Genomic DNA, 14,868 nt, shown 5'->3' with positions numbered 1-14,868 from the left:
ATTGTGAACCGCGCCACATCTCGGCCTGCGCTGCCGGGGCGGACACCAGGGCTGGCACGCTTGCCACAGGGGCTACCAACAGGCCTGCGGTCACCAGGGCTGCGCCGCGGCGCAGGGTAGACAGAAACCGTGAGCCGCGGGGGTGCTGCTCACTCACCGGCGCCGCCTTCGGTGGTCTCAGCCGCTGCGGAGGGTTCGGCCTGAACCAGGCGGGCCTTCCCCGAGTGAGTACGGTCTGCGGCGATGCGCATAGCAATGCCGTCGAGGATGTCATTCTCGCTGGTGATGGCGCTGCTGACTCGACCTTCGGTGATCTTGTTCAGGTACTCCAGGATGGTCCCCCAGATCAGGGCACCGGCACCGATGACGTCTACCCGGCCCGGGTGCATGAACGGCATGGCCGAACGCTGGTCCCGGGTGGAGTGGACTAGCTGGTCCACGGACTGCTGGATGGTATCGAGGGAGAGTTCTGCGCCGTGGATGGCCTCAGAATCGTAGTCCTCAAGCTTCAGGGCGTGGGCGGTCACCGTGGTGATAGTTCCTGCGACGCCGATGACGGTCTGGGTTTCGTGCAGCGGGATCACTTGTGCAACGTCTTCGAGGAAGGAGAGGGTCTCGAAGGTTGCCATGGAGCATTCGGTCTCCTGGGGCGGATCGCTGCGCATGTGCCGTTCGGTGAATCGCACCGAACCCATATCGGTGGAGATGGCGTGCTCCACGCCTTCGCAGGTGCCCAGCACGAACTCGGTGGACCCGCCGCCGAGGTCCACCACCAGCACTTTGCGTTCGGGGTCCCAGTCCAGCAGCGAGGAAGCTCCGGCAAAGGACAGTCCGGCTTCTTCGGATCCGCGGATTACCTCGGGCCCGCTAAAGTCCGGGAACACCGTGCGCAGGCGCTGCCGGACACCGTCGACGAAGGCCTCGCGGTTGCTGACATCACGAGAGGCGGAGGTGGCCACAAAACGCACAGCTTCCACCTGGTGCCGGCGGATCAGTGAAGCGTAGTCATCCACTGCGGCAAAGGTCCGCTCCAATGCGGCTTCGGAGAACTCGCCGGTCTTATCCACGCCTTCGCCTAGGCGGACTACGGTCATCCGCCGCACCACGTCGGTGAGGCTGATCTCGCCCTCGATGGTGACATCAGCAATGAGCAGGCGGATCGAGTTGGTTCCGCAGTCGATGGCTGCCACGCGCACTAGGCGTCCTCTTTCTGTTGGTTGAGCCGGCGCACATGGCGGCTCAAGTCTTTGGTGGGCACCTCAGCTTCGTGGTCCCAGGCAGTTGCGCAGGTGCACATCTGCTGGTTCCAGTCTTCACTGATCAGCTCCAGAGCCTCATCGCCCAGCGGATTGATGCCCGGACCTACTGCCAGGGAGTGTCCCACCAGTACGTGCAGGCATTTCACACGTTCGGGCATTCCTCCGGCGCTGATGCCTTCAATCTCCCAAACTGGTTCCAGGCCGGCAACCTCACGGATGCGTTCGCGTTCGGTGAGGTAGTTCTGGTGGGCCTTGCGGTAGGAGGCGGCCAGGGCGTCGTCGTCCTGGAGCCGCTGGCTCATCTGCGCCATCACCCCTGCAGCCTCAAGCCTTGAGACGGCTGCGGTGAGGGTGGGGTGAGTCAGGTAGAACGTGGTGGGAAAGGGGATGCCGTTGCTCAGGCGCGGAGCGGTTGCGGCCACCAACGGGTTCCCGCAGCGGCAGCGAGCAGGGATTTCGACGACGTCGCGGACGGGTCGTCCCAGCTGCAGGCTGAGGGTGTCTAGATCGGCATCTGTAGGTGTCGCTGAGCTCACGGCACACCAGCCTACTCTTCCGCGGACTCGACTACCGATTCCCAGAGTTCACCGGTCCAGTCTTCGCCCTCGCCCGGGGCCTGCTCCTGGGCCTGCTCGGAGGAGGGAAGATCGGCGGGGTCACCGATGACGTGATAGCGCCGCTCCCCCGGCATGACCAGGTTGATGCGCTCGCGAGCCTGCTGCCGGACGAACTCAGGATCGTCCCAGCGAGCAAGCTCGGAGTAGAGCTGGGCCTGGTGCTGTTCCTCCTCGGCGATCTGCTCGGCGAGTTCGTTGATCTCGGCGCGCTGCTGCAGGTAGGTGCGCAGGGTGGGCACCAGGAAGGAGATGATCACCAGGGTCACGATGGTCAGCACGATCATCTGTCCGGAGAACTTCCGTTCGGGCACCAGAGTGCGCGCGCTGACTGGCGTGCGGCGTGGTGTGGCTGTTTGCCGCTGCGGTTTGTCGGTCCGGCGGGCGCGGCGGGCGGTGACCCCGGCGGGGGTGCGGATCTCCCCGGAAACTTGTTCGCGTTCGGCCAGTCGGCGCTGTCTAGCCTGCTCTTCTGCCCGGCGTGCGCGCGCCTGTGCCCGCTGGGAGCGTGCGGGCTTATGCGACGACGACCCGGCGTTCTCGGCTGGGGCTGCGTGTCGGGCCATGGTCTCACCGCCTTGGGGGAAGTCGCGGATGGGAAGAATGAGGCAAGACTCAGATTAGTGGGGCGGGAGTATAGGTAGGGGGTCTGACACGCGCAGACGGCGGGGATCAGTTTTACGCCGAGCCTTGTCGTTCGGTCACGCACTATTACCGTAGTTGGGACTCATTTGGCGCGAATTCCGCCGAAACTACCGTCACTTTGCGTGACCGAATGGGAAGGGACCCGACGACGGGGCGCCTCAGGCAGGACTCGTAGGGCGTGAGAGCCGAGGCCACCGCACGCCCCGTGCTGCAGATAACGTAAAGAAACTGCCGGAACTCCCCCGATTTTGAGGGTAGTTTCGGCAGTTTCTTTACGTTGAAAGCGTGCTGAGGCTAGCCCCCGCTGTGCGGGGGCGGGGGCACGTCATGCCGGGGCGGGGGTTCCCCGCCCGCGGGACCCTTCAGGCGTGAAGGCCCGCGCCACTGCAGCGGGCCGAGAGCCGCGCGCGGCGTGTACGCGCCGGCGGGACTACCTCAGGCGCTGTAGCGCGGGAACGCGGCAGCCCCGGCGTAGCGCGGGAACGCGGCAGCCCCGGCGTAGCGCGCGGCGTCGCCGAGCTCCTCTTCGATGCGCAACAGCTGGTTGTACTTAGCCACGCGCTCGGAACGAGCCGGTGCACCGGTCTTGATCTGTCCGGCGTTGACGGCCACGGAGATATCCGCGATGGTGACGTCCTCGGTCTCGCCGGAGCGGTGGCTGATCATGGTGGTGTACTGGCTGCGCTGGGCCAGGGAGATGGCGTCCAGGGTCTCGGTCAGGGAGCCGATCTGGTTGACCTTCACCAGCAGCGAGTTGGCGGTGCCGGACTCGATGCCCTTGGCAAGACGCTCGGGGTTGGTGACGAACAGGTCATCGCCCACCAGCTGCACCTTGGCACCGATCTGCTCGGTCAGGGTCTTCCAACCGGCCCAGTCGTCTTCATGCAGCGGGTCCTCGATGGAGACCAGCGGATAGGCATCCACCAGCTCGGAGTAGTAGGCGCTCATCTGCTCGGCGGTGCGTGCCTGGCCCTCGAAGGTGTAGGTGCCATTGTCGAAGAACTCGGATGCTGCCACGTCCAGGGCCAGCGCCACATCCTTGCCGGGGGTGTAGCCGGCGCGAGTGATGGCCTCGGTGATCAGGTCCAGTGCGTCACGGTTGGAGGGCAGGTCGGGGGCGAAGCCGCCCTCATCGCCCAGGCCGGTGTTCAGGCCCTTCTCCTTCAGCAGGGACTTCAGTGCGTGGTAGACCTCGACGCCGGAGCGAAGGGCCTCGGAGAAGGTGGCCGCTCCGATGGGGGCGATCATGAACTCCTGGATATCCACATTGGAGTCTGCGTGGGAGCCGCCGTTGAGGATGTTCATCATCGGCACTGGCAGCAGGTGTGCGTTGGGTCCGCCGAGGTACTTGTACAGCGGCAGGTCGGAGGCATCGGCTGCAGCCTTGGCCACAGCCAAGGAGACACCCAGGATGGCGTTGGCACCGATGCTGCCCTTGTTCTCGGTGCCGTCGAGGTCCAGCAGCACCTGGTCGATGACGCGCTGCTCGGTGGCGTCGAGGCCTTCCAGAGCGGGGGCGATGATCTCGTTGACGGCCTTGACCGCCTCGGTGACGCCCTTGCCCAGGTAGCGGGACTTATCGCCGTCGCGGCGCTCTACAGCTTCGAAGGCGCCGGTGGAGGCACCAGAGGGAACGCCGGCCTGGCCGAAGCTGCCGTCGTCGAGCAGAACATCCACCTCAACGGTGGGGTTTCCGCGGGAATCCAGGATTTCGCGACCGTAGACGCTGGCAATCAAAGACATGTGTGCTCCTTGTCGTGGGGTGTGAGGGAGGAGTCGACGCTGACTTACTGTCCACTCTATGCGAGTGCTGAGGCGGTTGGCATTCTTCGCAGCTTTATGCGGCGCCTTCGGCCGGGCCGGTGCGCCTGAGCGCAGCTTGTTCCGCCGCTGCTTTCTCGGCCGCCTTCTCTTCGGCCTTGATGCGGTCCCAGGCGGCGTCGATCTCCTCCACCGTGGCATCTGTGGGATTCAGCGACCCCTCGGGTGTGAAGACATGAGGGCTTCGCCGGATGAGTTTTGAGCCGATGGCTTCGGCGACGTCGTCGAGATCAAAGTCCCCGCGCTCCGAAGCGATGGCGGCGTGCAGTGCCACCTGCATCAGGACGTCGCCGAGCTCTTTGCGCAGTGAGTCGCCGGTGTTGCCCGCGGCGATCTCCTCCAGCACCTCCTGAGACTCTTCCACCAGGTATTCAGTCAGCGATTCGTGGGTCAGCTGCTGGGTCCACGGGCAGTACTCCCGGAGAGCGGCGATCACCCACTTCAGCCGTTGAAACTGATCCTGCGGCGCCTGCTGATCCTGGCTGGAGGGTTCGGAGGGTTGTGCGCTCATATGCTCGACGACGTCCTTCCGGTCGGCTGTGGAGGCTCTGCTCAGGCGTTCCAGGCTTCGAGGATGATGCCCGAGAGTGCCTCGCGTTCCTCGTAGCCCAGGAAGGATGCCTCCAGCGCGTTAATCTGGAAGTCAGCCAGCTCAGCCAGTCCGTAGCCGAAGGTCTCAGCCAGGGCCACCAGCTCACCGGTGAGGGTGACGCCGGAGACCAGGCGGTTGTCAGTGTTCACACCGACGTTGAAGCCCAGCTGGTAGAGCATGTCGAAGGGGTGATCTGCCAGTGTGGCCTCTTCGCCTTCGGGAACGAAGGCTGCGATGGTGCCGGTCTGGACATTGGAGGTCGGTGAAACTTCCAGATGAACCTGGCGGTCGCGTACCCAGCGGGCAACTTCGCCCAGCTCCACCTGGAAGACCTCTTCGCCGTCCTCAGTCGGGTCCTGCTCAGACTCCACCACGCTGATGTCTTCGGCCACACGGGTGCCGTGGCCCAGTCGCTGGGCGCGTCCGGAGACCAGGGCGTCACGCACCGACTCCACACCGTCGCCCTCGCCGGCGTGCACGGTGGCGGGCAGCATGCGGGTGGCCAGGGTGGTGAAGGCGGCTGCGAACTTCGACGGCGGGAAGCCGGCCTCGGGTCCGGCGATGTCAAAGCCGACTACGCCTTTGTCCCGGTGCCGCAGGGCCAGCTCCACGATCTCCTCGGAGTGGTCAGACTGGCGCATGGCCGAGAGCAGCTGGCCCACCACGATGATGCCGTCCTTCTGCGCCACGGATTCTGCGCCTTCGTTCAGCCCTGCCTGCACGGCTTCTACGGCCTCATCCAGGGTCAGCCCCTGCTGCAGGTGCTGCTCCGGAGCCCAGCGCACCTCGGCATAGATGACACCGTCAGCGGCCAGATCCTCCACGAACTCCCGCGCCACACGACGCAGGTTCGCGGCGGTCTGCATCACCGCAGTGGTGTGCGCAAACGCTTCAAGGTACTTCTCTAGTGACCCGGAGTTGGCGTTCTGACGGAAACGTACGGCCAGCGCATCAGGGTCGGTTTCTGGGAGCTCATGGCCGATCTCAGCGGCCAGCTCCACCAGGGTGGAGGGGCGCAGCCCGCCGTCGAGGTGATCGTGGAGGGACACTTTGGGAAGCTGTCGCAGCTGCTCGTGAAGATCGGCGGAGCCGGTCGAAGTAGTCATAGCTCAAGCCTAACGCGCGGACTACTTAGTGTCGCCGTCCTCTTCACGACGACGGCGCAGATGGATCGGCGGCTCGATATCGGCATCGGCAGTGTCCTGATAGCCCTCCGGGTCCAGGTGCACGCCCTTACGGTCCAGCCAGGCGGTGAAGAGCCGGAAGACCCGCTCGAAGACCCAGCCCAGCAGCACCGCCACAGCTATCGCCACCGGCAAGGCGATGAGCATGTTGCCGAAGATTGCGGTACCTGCGATGCCCAAGCCTGTCAGCCAGCTTGCCCAGACCAGCGAAGCTACTGCATCGATGATCAGGAACCGCCAGAATGAGAACCCGGTGGCCCCGGCGACGAAGTTGATGGCCACCCGGCCACCCGGAATGAACCGGCCCACGAAGATCACTAACACCCCGCGTTTATCCAGCTCATGCCGGGCCCACAGCAGGGTCTTGACCATGGCAGGTTTGCGCATCCAGCGGAAGCGGCCCCGCCCTTCCAGCATGCCGCCGCCGATCAGCCGACCCAGTTGATAGGCCACTGCATCACCGAGCACTGCACCGGCGGCGGCAACCAGGATGACCCAGATCCAATGCGGCGTGCCGGGCTGGCCCTGCACGGAGCCCAGCCCCACCACCAGGGTGTCCGAGGGCAGGATCGGGAAGAACCCATCGGCCACACAGAAGGCGAAGAGCCCAATCAGGGTCCACCAACCCGAGGCCGCGTCAAGGATCAGCTCATTGAGCAGATCCAGGTAGTCCCCGATGCCCATAGGCTGCTCAGAGGTCCGCGGCGGTGATGCGGGCGTGGATCAGGTCCGGCAGTTCAACAGGTCCACCAGAGGCGTCCACATCAATGGCCCCGGCCAGGGCCTCTTCGGCGCGGCTGATCCGGGCTTCGTCATCGGTGTAGAGGCTCAGCAGCGGCTGACCGGCGGTGATGGTATCGCCGGGTTTGGCGTGCATTCGGATCCCGGCGGCAGCCTGCACCGGATCCTCCTTGCGACCGCGGCCAGCGCCCAACCGCCAGGCAGCGACCCCCACCGCATAGGCGTCCATACGGGTCACTGTTCCAGAAACTGCTGCTGTGATGGTGTGGGTGTGCTTGGGCTCCGGCAGCGGAGCGTCAGGGTTGCCCCCCTGGGCCGCCACCATCGCTCGCCAGGAGTCCATGGCCTTGCCGTTGCGCAGATGCTCCCGCACATCAACTCCGGTGATGCCCACACCGGCCAGCATCTCTTCGGCCAGCGCCGCGGTGAGCTCCACGACGTCGGCGGGACCACCGCCGGCCAGGACCTCCACTGATTCCTCGACCTCCACACCGTTACCGGCAGTCAAACCCAGCGGCGTGTTCATCTCGGTGATCAGCGCGGTGGTGTTGACCCCGGCGTCGGTGCCCAAGGCCACCATGGTGCGAGCCAGCTCGGCGGCGTCCTCGGAGGTCTTCATGAAGGCGCCGGTACCGGTCTTGACATCGAGCACCAGTGCATCAGCGCCCTCGGCGATCTTCTTGGACATGATGGAGCTGGCGATCAGCGGAATGGACTCCACGGTGCCGGTGACATCGCGCAGTGCATAGAGCTTCTTATCCGCTGGGGCCAGCCCGGAGCCGGCGGCGCAGATCACCGCACCGACACTGTCCAGCTGAGCGAACATCTCATCATTGCTCAGATGCGCACGCCAGCCGGCGATGGCCTCCATCTTGTCCAGGGTTCCGCCGGTGTGGCCCAGCCCGCGTCCGGAGAGCTGCGGGACAGGAACACCGAATGATGCCACCAGCGGTGCCAGCGGGAGGGTGATCTTATCCCCCACACCGCCGGTGGAGTGCTTATCTGCGGTGAGCCGCCGGCTGCCATCGGCTGCTGTGAGCCCGCTGAAGTCCATGCGCTCCCCGGAGGCGATCATCGCCGCAGTCCACTGCGCGATCTCCTCACGATCCATGCCGCGCAGCAGAATCGCCATGGCCATGGCGCTCATCTGCTCTTCGGCCACACGCTCATCGGTATAGGCACCGACCAGCCACTGGATCTGGTCCTGGCTCAGTCGTCCGCCGTCGCGTTTGGTGCGGATGAGGTCGACGACGTCGAAGGTGCGGCTCATGCGATGCTCTCCAGGTCTCGGGGGCCGAAGGCTTCCGGCAGGAGTCCTTCAATGGTGGTGATGCCTGCGGCTGTCTTGATCCACAGCGTTTCGCCGGCGAACTCGTAGAGCAGCTGACGGCAGCGCCCGCAGGGGGTGATGTAGTCGCCGTCGGCGTTGACGCAGGTGAAGGCGCGCAGTCTGCCGCCGCCGGTCAGCTGCAGCTGGCCCACCAGGGCGCATTCAGCACACAGTCCCACGCCATAGGAGGCGTTCTCCACATTGCAGCCGGTGATAGTACGGCCGTCCTCAGTGAGCGCGGCGGCCCCCACCGGATAGCCGGAGTAGGGCGCGTAGGCGCGGGTCATGGCCTCGCGCGCAGCCGAGGTCAGCGCAGCGAAATCCACTCCGGGCGCTGTGGCAGAAGTCTCAGACATGAGATCAATCCTAAGAGGTGGAGTGAACGGCAGCCTCGGCCACGGCGGCCATGACTTTGACGCCCACCGTGATGGCACCCTCATCCGGGGTGTAGTCGCCGCGGTGCAGATCGTATTCTTCCCCGCCAGGAGTCTTAGTGCCCAGACGGAACATTGATCCGGGGATTTCGTGGGTCATCCATCCGAAATCCTCGCCGCCCATGGACTGTTCGGCCAGGACCACGCTCTTCGGCGCCAGCACGCGCCGGGCGGCCTCTTCGATCAGTGACGTTTCGGCCTCGGTGTTGTTCACCGGCGGGACTCCGCGCACGTGGTCCAGAGTCACATCCACCCCGTAGGAGGAGGCTGCCTGCTCCACGATCGGGGCCAGCACTCCCCCGGCTTCTTTCCAGGCGCCGGCGTCGAGGATGCGCATGGTGCCGTGCAGGATTCCGGTGGAGGGGATGGCATTGGCGGCGTTGCCGGCCTGGATATGCCCCCAGACCAGCGAGACTCCGGAGCGGACATCGATCCGCCGGGCCAGCACAGCGGGCACAGTGGTGGCGATATGCCCCAGTGCTCCCACCACGTCTTCGGTCAGATGCGGACGCGAGGTGTGCCCGCCGCGTCCGGTGACCTCAATGCGCACAATGTCCCCGGCGGAGGTGATGGGACCGATTCGAGTGCCGATGGAGCCCACGGTGAGCTTCGGGTCACAGTGCAGGGCGAAGATCTGCGGCAGCGGCTGAAGCAGTCCAAGCCGGACCACTTCTTTGGCTCCGCCGGGCATGGTCTCCTCTGCGGGCTGGAAGATCACCCGGATACGTTTGCCCAGGCCCTGCCGGTGACCTGCGGAGATCCGCTGGGTGTGCAGGCGCTGCAGGGTCAGCGCCAGGCCGAGCATCACGGTGGTGTGAATGTCATGGCCGCAGGCATGGGCGGTGCCCTCAACGGTGGAGGCATAGGGCAGACCGGTGGTTTCAGTGACAGGCAGGGCATCGATGTCGCCGCGGAATCCTGCCGCGAACTCAGCACCCTCGGGTCCGATGTCCACATAGGCACCGGTGGTCTCCGGAAGCGGCTGGGGGTCCAGTCCGGCCTCGCGCAGAGTGGTCAGGATCCGTTCGGTCGTGCGGGTCTCCTGGAAGCTAAGCTCCGGGTGGGCGTGGATGTCCCGGCGGAACTCCACCAGCTGCTGCTGCAGTTCGGCGATGATCTCTTGGATGCCCGCAGCCCCGGCAGTGGCCCGCTCAACTTCTGCGTCCACCTTCGCGGTGGTGTCAACGTCGCTCTCAGAGGACATCGCTGTCTCCCTTCTCCTTCAGCGCCTCCACTGCTTTCTTCACGCTCTGGGCGTGATCTGTGGTGGTGACCAGAAGAGCGTCCTCGGTGTCGACCACCACAATGTTCTCCACCCCGATAAGGGCCACCACGCGCTTGGTTTCGGACACTACGACGCCGGAGGCCTCCTCGGAATACACGCGCGCCTTTTCTCCCAGGACCGTCATGGACTCCTGATCCGCCGCCGGGTTCAGACGCGCGATGGCGGCGAAGTCACCCACATCGTCCCAGGTGAAGTCACCGGGGATGACGACGACGTCGCCGGCGGCGGCGGCCGGTTCTGCCACGGCATAGTCGATGGCGGTCTTGGGCAGCTGCGGCCAGACTCGAGCCAGGATCTCCTCCTGCTGTTCGGTCCCCCAGCTGCGGGCGATCTCGGTCAGCCCGGCGTGCAGCTCAGGCTCAGTCTGCTGCAGGTGCTGCAGCAGCAGATCCACCGGTGCAACGAACATTCCGGCGTTCCAGAGGTAGTCCCCGCTGTTCACGTATTGCTGGGCGATTTCTTCGCCGGGTTTCTCCACGAACTCCACCACCTGCTGAGCGTGCGGGGCGCCGTCGGCCTCAAAATGCTCACCGGCCCGGATGTAGCCGAAGCCGGTGGAGGGGTGGGTAGGAGTAATGCCGATGGTGACGATCTTGCCGGCGGAATCTGCGCTGGGGGCCGCGGCGGCTACGGCTTCGCGCACTGCCTCCTGGAAGACATCAACGGGGGCGATGACCTGGTCAGCTGCGAAGGAGCCCATGATGGTGCTTTCGCTGCGTCCTGATGAGAGATCGCGCTGGTGGAGGATGGCCGCTGCCAGTCCGATGGCGGCCGCGGAGTCTTTCGGCTCGGGTTCAAGCACCAGGTCCGCTGGTTCCAGCTCCGGGATCTGCCGGCAGACCGCCTCACGGTGCTTGATTCCGGTGACCACCATCATTCGCTCACCGGACAGCGGGCTGAGCCGTTCGTAGGTGGAGCGGATCAGGGTGGTGCCGCTGCCGGTGAGGTCATGCAGGAACTTCGGTGCATCGGCTCGCGAGAGCGGCCACAGTCGGGTGCCTACTCCTCCTGCGGGGATCACGGCGTGGAAACGTCGCAGCAGGGATTCGGTCAGCGGTTGAGTACGGGAAGTCACGTGACCAAGGGTAACGGTCTGGAGGATGCAGCATTGCGACAGAACGTTGCATATTTTCTACGTGTTGTAGAAAAACTGGTCCTGCGGCGGTTTTTTCCGATCCCTGTGCGCACAGGGCTAGGATGATCTGCGCAACATTGACATATCAGCAGCGCCGCGGCCTACGTCGCGGGCGCCGGTGCCTTAGGCTTGTGTCTAAGATCGCAGCTCGCACAGGCGTCACATCAGGAGGCTTCGCCGCGATCTGATGACCGCACCTAAGAAAAGGTGAAGCTTCAACGCCATGCGACGACGCAGGGAGGTTTACAACAGGTGACGCAGACAAAAGGCACCCTCTATAAGGGCCGCGAAGGCATGTGGTCCTGGGTGGGGCACCGGATTACCGGTGTCGGCATCTTCTTCTTTCTTCTGGTCCACGTGCTCGACACATCGCTCGTGCGCGTCTCACCAGAGGCATACGACGCCGTGATCGGCGCGTATAAGAACCCGATCATGATTCTCGGTGAAATTGGCTTGGTGGGCGCCATCGTCTTCCACGCATTCAACGGCATCCGGGTCATCCTGGTGGACTTTTGGAAGCAGGGCACCCGCTACCACAAGCAGATGTTGTGGATCGTGCTGGCACTTTGGTTCGTGACAATGGCCGCCTTCACCGTCCGACACCTGATGCTGTTCCTTGACGGCTGGGGAGGATTCTAGAACTATGACCACCGCAAACTCTGAAGCAGTGCTCCCCGCGCAGGGCATCGAGGCCCCGCGCTCGGGACGCATCGACCCTAAGTACCTGCGCAGGTCTTCATCCACCTCCGGCAGCTTCGAGATGGCCGCATGGCTCTTCATGCGTGTCTCCGGTGCCGCTCTGGTGGTGCTGATCTTCGTTCACCTCTGGGTCAACCTCATGGTGGGAGACGGCATACACCAGATCGACTTCGCGTTCGTCGCCGGCAAATGGGCGAACCCGGTATGGCAGTTCTGGGACCTGACCATGCTCTGGCTGGCCATGCTGCACGGCACCAACGGCATGCGCACCATCATCAATGATTACGCGGAGAAGGACTCCACCCGCATGTGGCTGAAGTCGATTCTCTTCCTCTCGGCCACCGTCATCATCGTCCTGGGCACCATGGTGATCTTCACCTTCGAGCCCTGCCTGATGAACGAAGCCGGTGAGCTGATGGAGCGCGCGCCCTCGTTCTGCCAGAGCGCAGTTCAGTAACGCGTAAGCCGAAGTCACCCGAGAATACGCACTAGCACCTAAGAAAAGAGAGCCGAAAGCAGATGCAGGTTCACAAGTACGACGTCGTGATCGTCGGCGCCGGCGGTGCGGGTATGCGCGCCGCCATCGAATCCGGCCAGCGCGCGCGCACCGCCGTGCTGACTAAGCTCTACCCGACCCGCTCCCACACCGGTGCCGCCCAGGGCGGCATGTGTGCGGCGCTTGCCAACGTCGAGGAAGACAACTGGGAATGGCACACCTTTGACACCGTCAAGGGCGGTGACTACCTGGTGGACCAGGATGCAGCGGAGGTCATGGCCAAGGAAGCCATCGACGCCGTGCTGGACCTGGAGAAGATGGGGCTGCCCTTCAACCGCACCCCCGAGGGCAAGATCGACCAGCGTCGGTTCGGCGGACACACCCGTGACCACGGCAAAGCCGCCGTGCGCCGGGCATGCTACGCCGCAGACCGCACCGGTCACATGATCCTGCAGACGCTGTACCAAAACTGCGTCAAGCACAACGTCGAGTTCTACAACGAGTACTACGTGCTGGATCTGCTCACCGTGGAAGAGGACGCAGTCCGCGAGGACGGCACCCCCTTCAAGCAGAAGCGCGTGGCAGGCGTGGTCTCCTATGACCTGGCCAACGGGGAGCTGCATATCTTCCAGGCAAAATCCGTGGTCTTCGCCTCCGGCGGCCTGGGCAAGATCTTCAAGACCACCTCCAATGCCCACACCCTCACCGGTGACGGCATGGCCATCGCCTACCGCGCTGGCATCCCGCTTGAGGATATGGAGTTCGTCCAGTTCCACCCCACCGGCCTGGCCGGCCTGGGCATTCTGCTCTCCGAGGCTGCCCGCGGTGAGGGCGGCATCCTGCGCAACTCCGAGGGTGAGCGCTTCATGGAGCGCTACGCACCCACCATTAAGGACCTGGCCCCGCGTGACATCGTGGCCCGCTCCATGGCGAATGAGGTGCGCGAGGGACGCGGCTGCGGTCCGAACAAGGACTACGTGCTACTGGACCTGACCCACCTGGAGCCGGCTCATATCGATGCCAAGCTCCCGGATATCACCGAGTTCGCCCGGACCTATCTGGGTGTGGAGCCCTACACCGAACCGGTGCCGGTCTTCCCCACCTGCCACTACGCCATGGGCGGTATCCCCACCAACATCAAGGCGGAGGTGCTGCAGGACAACGACACTGTTGTCCCCGGCCTCTACGCCGCCGGTGAGGTCGCTTGTGTATCCGTGCATGGGTCGAACCGACTGGGCACCAACTCGCTGCTGGACATCAACGTCTTTGGTAAGCGCGCGGGTATCTACGCTGCTGAGTACGCGCAGACCGCTGATTTCGTGGAGCTGCCGGAGAACCCGCATACCTTCGTGGAATCCCAGCTGTCCATGATGCGTGATGGCAATGGCGGCGAGCGCGTGGCCACGCTGCGCAGTGAGCTCCAGGAGACCATGGACGCCAATATGCAGGTGTTCCGCTCCGAGGAGACCATCCAGGAGGCACTGACCAAGATCGGTGAACTCAAGACCCGCTACAAGAACGTCCAGATCCAGGACAAGGGCCGTCGCTTCAACCTGGACCTGCTCGAGGCCGTGGAGCTGGGCTTCCTGCTGGACATGGCAGAGGTCATGACTGTTTCCGCGCTGCACCGCAAGGAATCCCGCGGTGGCCACTACCGCGAGGACTACCCCGAGCGCGACGACGACAACTTCATGCTTCACTCGATGCTGTACAAGGACGAGGAAGCTGAAACCGAAGGCATCAAGGGCATCCGGTTTGACACTAAGCCGGTGGTCTTCACCCGCTACGAGCCGATGGAGCGTAAGTACTGATGAGCACCCCCACTGTTGACGCCGCTGAGCCGGCATCCAAGATTGACCTCAACGAGTCGGGCGAGGGCGCCGGCGCCGTCGAGAGCTTTGAGATCACGCTGAAGGTTCGCCGCTATGACCCCGAGCGCGCTGAGGACGCGTGGTGGGATGAGTGGCAGCTGACCATGTACGGCACCGACCGTGTGCTGGATGCCCTGCACAAGGTCAAATGGGAGATCGACGGTTCGCTGACCTTCCGGCGCTCCTGCGCCCACGGCATCTGCGGCTCCGATGCCATGCGCATCAACGGACGCAACCGCCTGGCCTGCAAGACTCTGCTGAAGGATCTGGACACTTCCAAGCCGATCCTGGTGGAGGCCATTAAGGGTCTGCCGATCGAGAAGGACCTGATCGTGGACATGGAGCCTTTCTTCCAGTCCTACCGCGAGATCATGCCTTTCCTGGTCAACAACTCCCCCGCCCCCACCGCCGAGCGGCTGCAGTCCCCTGAGGACCGCGCACGTTTTGATGACACCACCAAGTGCATCCTGTGTGCAGCCTGCACCAGCTCCTGCCCGGTGTTCTGGACCGATGGCCAGTACTTCGGTCCCGCAGCGATTGTGAATGCTCACCGCTTCATCTTCGACTCCCGCGACGACGCCGGCGACATGCGCCTGGAGGTCCTCAACGATAAGGAAGGTGTGTGGCGCTGCCGCACCACCTTCAACTGCACGGACGCCTGCCCGCGCGGCATCGAGGTCACCAAGGCTATTCAGGAAGTCAAGACCGCAATCCTGACTCGCAGCCTGTAAGCCAGGTTCTCTTAAGTGGCTCTTCGCAGAT

The 14,868-nt window shown here is 64.3% G+C and carries 15 protein-coding genes; 4 read left to right on the top strand and 11 right to left on the bottom strand.

The genetic code is table 11. The features are described from left to right. Positions 1-149: 149 nt before the first annotated feature. The 11 genes from TX78_RS09935 to TX78_RS09885 all read right to left on the bottom strand — a co-directional run bounded on the left by TX78_RS09935 (position 150) and on the right by TX78_RS09885 (position 10,980). The gene (locus TX78_RS09935; RefSeq protein ID WP_081652725.1) at positions 150-1,196 is read right to left on the bottom strand and encodes a Ppx/GppA phosphatase family protein; all 1,047 of its coding nucleotides are present in this window, start codon (positions 1,194-1,196) and stop codon (positions 150-152) included. Beyond that, positions 1,196-1,795 (bottom strand): DUF501 domain-containing protein, encoded by a 600-nt coding sequence (locus TX78_RS09930; protein ID WP_044495966.1) that lies wholly within the window; start codon positions 1,793-1,795, stop codon positions 1,196-1,198. The genes TX78_RS09935 and TX78_RS09930 overlap by 1 nt, the downstream gene beginning before the upstream one ends. A gap of 11 nt (positions 1,796-1,806) precedes the next feature. Beyond that, entirely contained in the window at positions 1,807-2,439 is a 633-nt protein-coding gene (locus tag TX78_RS13300; protein ID WP_049897788.1) for an FtsB family cell division protein, read from the bottom strand. 514 nt (positions 2,440-2,953) lie between these two features. Then, on the bottom strand, positions 2,954-4,261 hold the full coding sequence (gene eno, locus TX78_RS09920) for a phosphopyruvate hydratase (RefSeq protein ID WP_044495965.1): 1,308 nt from the start codon (positions 4,259-4,261) through the stop codon (positions 2,954-2,956). Between the two features lie 94 nt (positions 4,262-4,355). Further along, positions 4,356-4,850: a MazG nucleotide pyrophosphohydrolase domain-containing protein gene (locus TX78_RS09915; RefSeq protein ID WP_049897787.1), complete on the bottom strand. Its 495-nt coding sequence runs from the start codon at positions 4,848-4,850 to the stop codon at positions 4,356-4,358. A gap of 41 nt (positions 4,851-4,891) precedes the next feature. Beyond that, positions 4,892-6,037, bottom strand: coding sequence for an adenosine deaminase (locus tag TX78_RS09910; RefSeq protein ID WP_044495964.1), 1,146 nt, complete (start codon positions 6,035-6,037; stop codon positions 4,892-4,894). Between the two features lie 21 nt (positions 6,038-6,058). Next, complete coding sequence (locus tag TX78_RS09905) at positions 6,059-6,799, bottom strand: DedA family protein (RefSeq protein WP_049897785.1); 741 nt, start codon at positions 6,797-6,799, stop codon at positions 6,059-6,061. A 7-nt stretch (positions 6,800-6,806) separates the two neighbouring features. Continuing rightward, positions 6,807-8,126: a thymidine phosphorylase gene (locus TX78_RS09900; RefSeq protein WP_044495963.1), complete on the bottom strand. Its 1,320-nt coding sequence runs from the start codon at positions 8,124-8,126 to the stop codon at positions 6,807-6,809. Then, positions 8,123-8,542: a cytidine deaminase gene (locus TX78_RS09895; RefSeq protein ID WP_044495962.1), complete on the bottom strand. Its 420-nt coding sequence runs from the start codon at positions 8,540-8,542 to the stop codon at positions 8,123-8,125. Before TX78_RS09895 ends, TX78_RS09900 begins: the two co-directional genes overlap by 4 nt. Positions 8,543-8,552: 10 nt before the next feature. Beyond that, positions 8,553-9,824 carry an amidohydrolase gene (locus TX78_RS09890; protein WP_081652724.1) on the bottom strand — a complete coding sequence of 424 codons (1,272 nt, stop codon included), beginning with the start codon at positions 9,822-9,824 and terminating at the stop codon, positions 8,553-8,555. After that, a complete protein-coding gene (locus TX78_RS09885; protein ID WP_044495960.1) occupies positions 9,814-10,980 on the bottom strand; it encodes a mannose-1-phosphate guanylyltransferase in 1,167 nt (388 codons plus the stop codon). Before TX78_RS09885 ends, TX78_RS09890 begins: the two co-directional genes overlap by 11 nt. A 312-nt stretch (positions 10,981-11,292) precedes the next feature. On the opposite strand from TX78_RS09885, the gene sdhC reads away from it, so the two are divergent. From sdhC to TX78_RS09865, 4 genes are all read left to right on the top strand, one after another. After that, positions 11,293-11,679, top strand: a complete 387-nt coding sequence (gene sdhC, locus TX78_RS09880) for a succinate dehydrogenase, cytochrome b556 subunit (protein ID WP_260073693.1) — start codon at positions 11,293-11,295, stop codon at positions 11,677-11,679. A 4-nt stretch (positions 11,680-11,683) separates the two neighbouring features. Further along, positions 11,684-12,196, top strand: coding sequence for a succinate dehydrogenase hydrophobic membrane anchor subunit (locus TX78_RS09875; RefSeq protein WP_044495959.1), 513 nt, complete (start codon positions 11,684-11,686; stop codon positions 12,194-12,196). A gap of 62 nt (positions 12,197-12,258) precedes the next feature. Next, entirely contained in the window at positions 12,259-14,046 is a 1,788-nt protein-coding gene (gene sdhA / locus TX78_RS09870; RefSeq protein WP_044495957.1) for a succinate dehydrogenase flavoprotein subunit, read from the top strand. Further along, positions 14,046-14,837 carry a succinate dehydrogenase iron-sulfur subunit gene (locus TX78_RS09865; protein WP_044495956.1) on the top strand — a complete coding sequence of 264 codons (792 nt, stop codon included), beginning with the start codon at positions 14,046-14,048 and terminating at the stop codon, positions 14,835-14,837. The genes sdhA and TX78_RS09865 overlap by 1 nt, the downstream gene beginning before the upstream one ends. Positions 14,838-14,868: the final 31 nt, after the last annotated feature.

This window comes from Nesterenkonia massiliensis (assembly GCF_000455245.1).
GTDB classification, from domain to species: domain Bacteria; phylum Actinomycetota; class Actinomycetes; order Actinomycetales; family Micrococcaceae; genus Nesterenkonia; species Nesterenkonia rhizosphaerae.
Note: the sequence above shows the minus strand (reverse complement) of the source record. Positions and strands in the feature narration are given on the sequence as shown.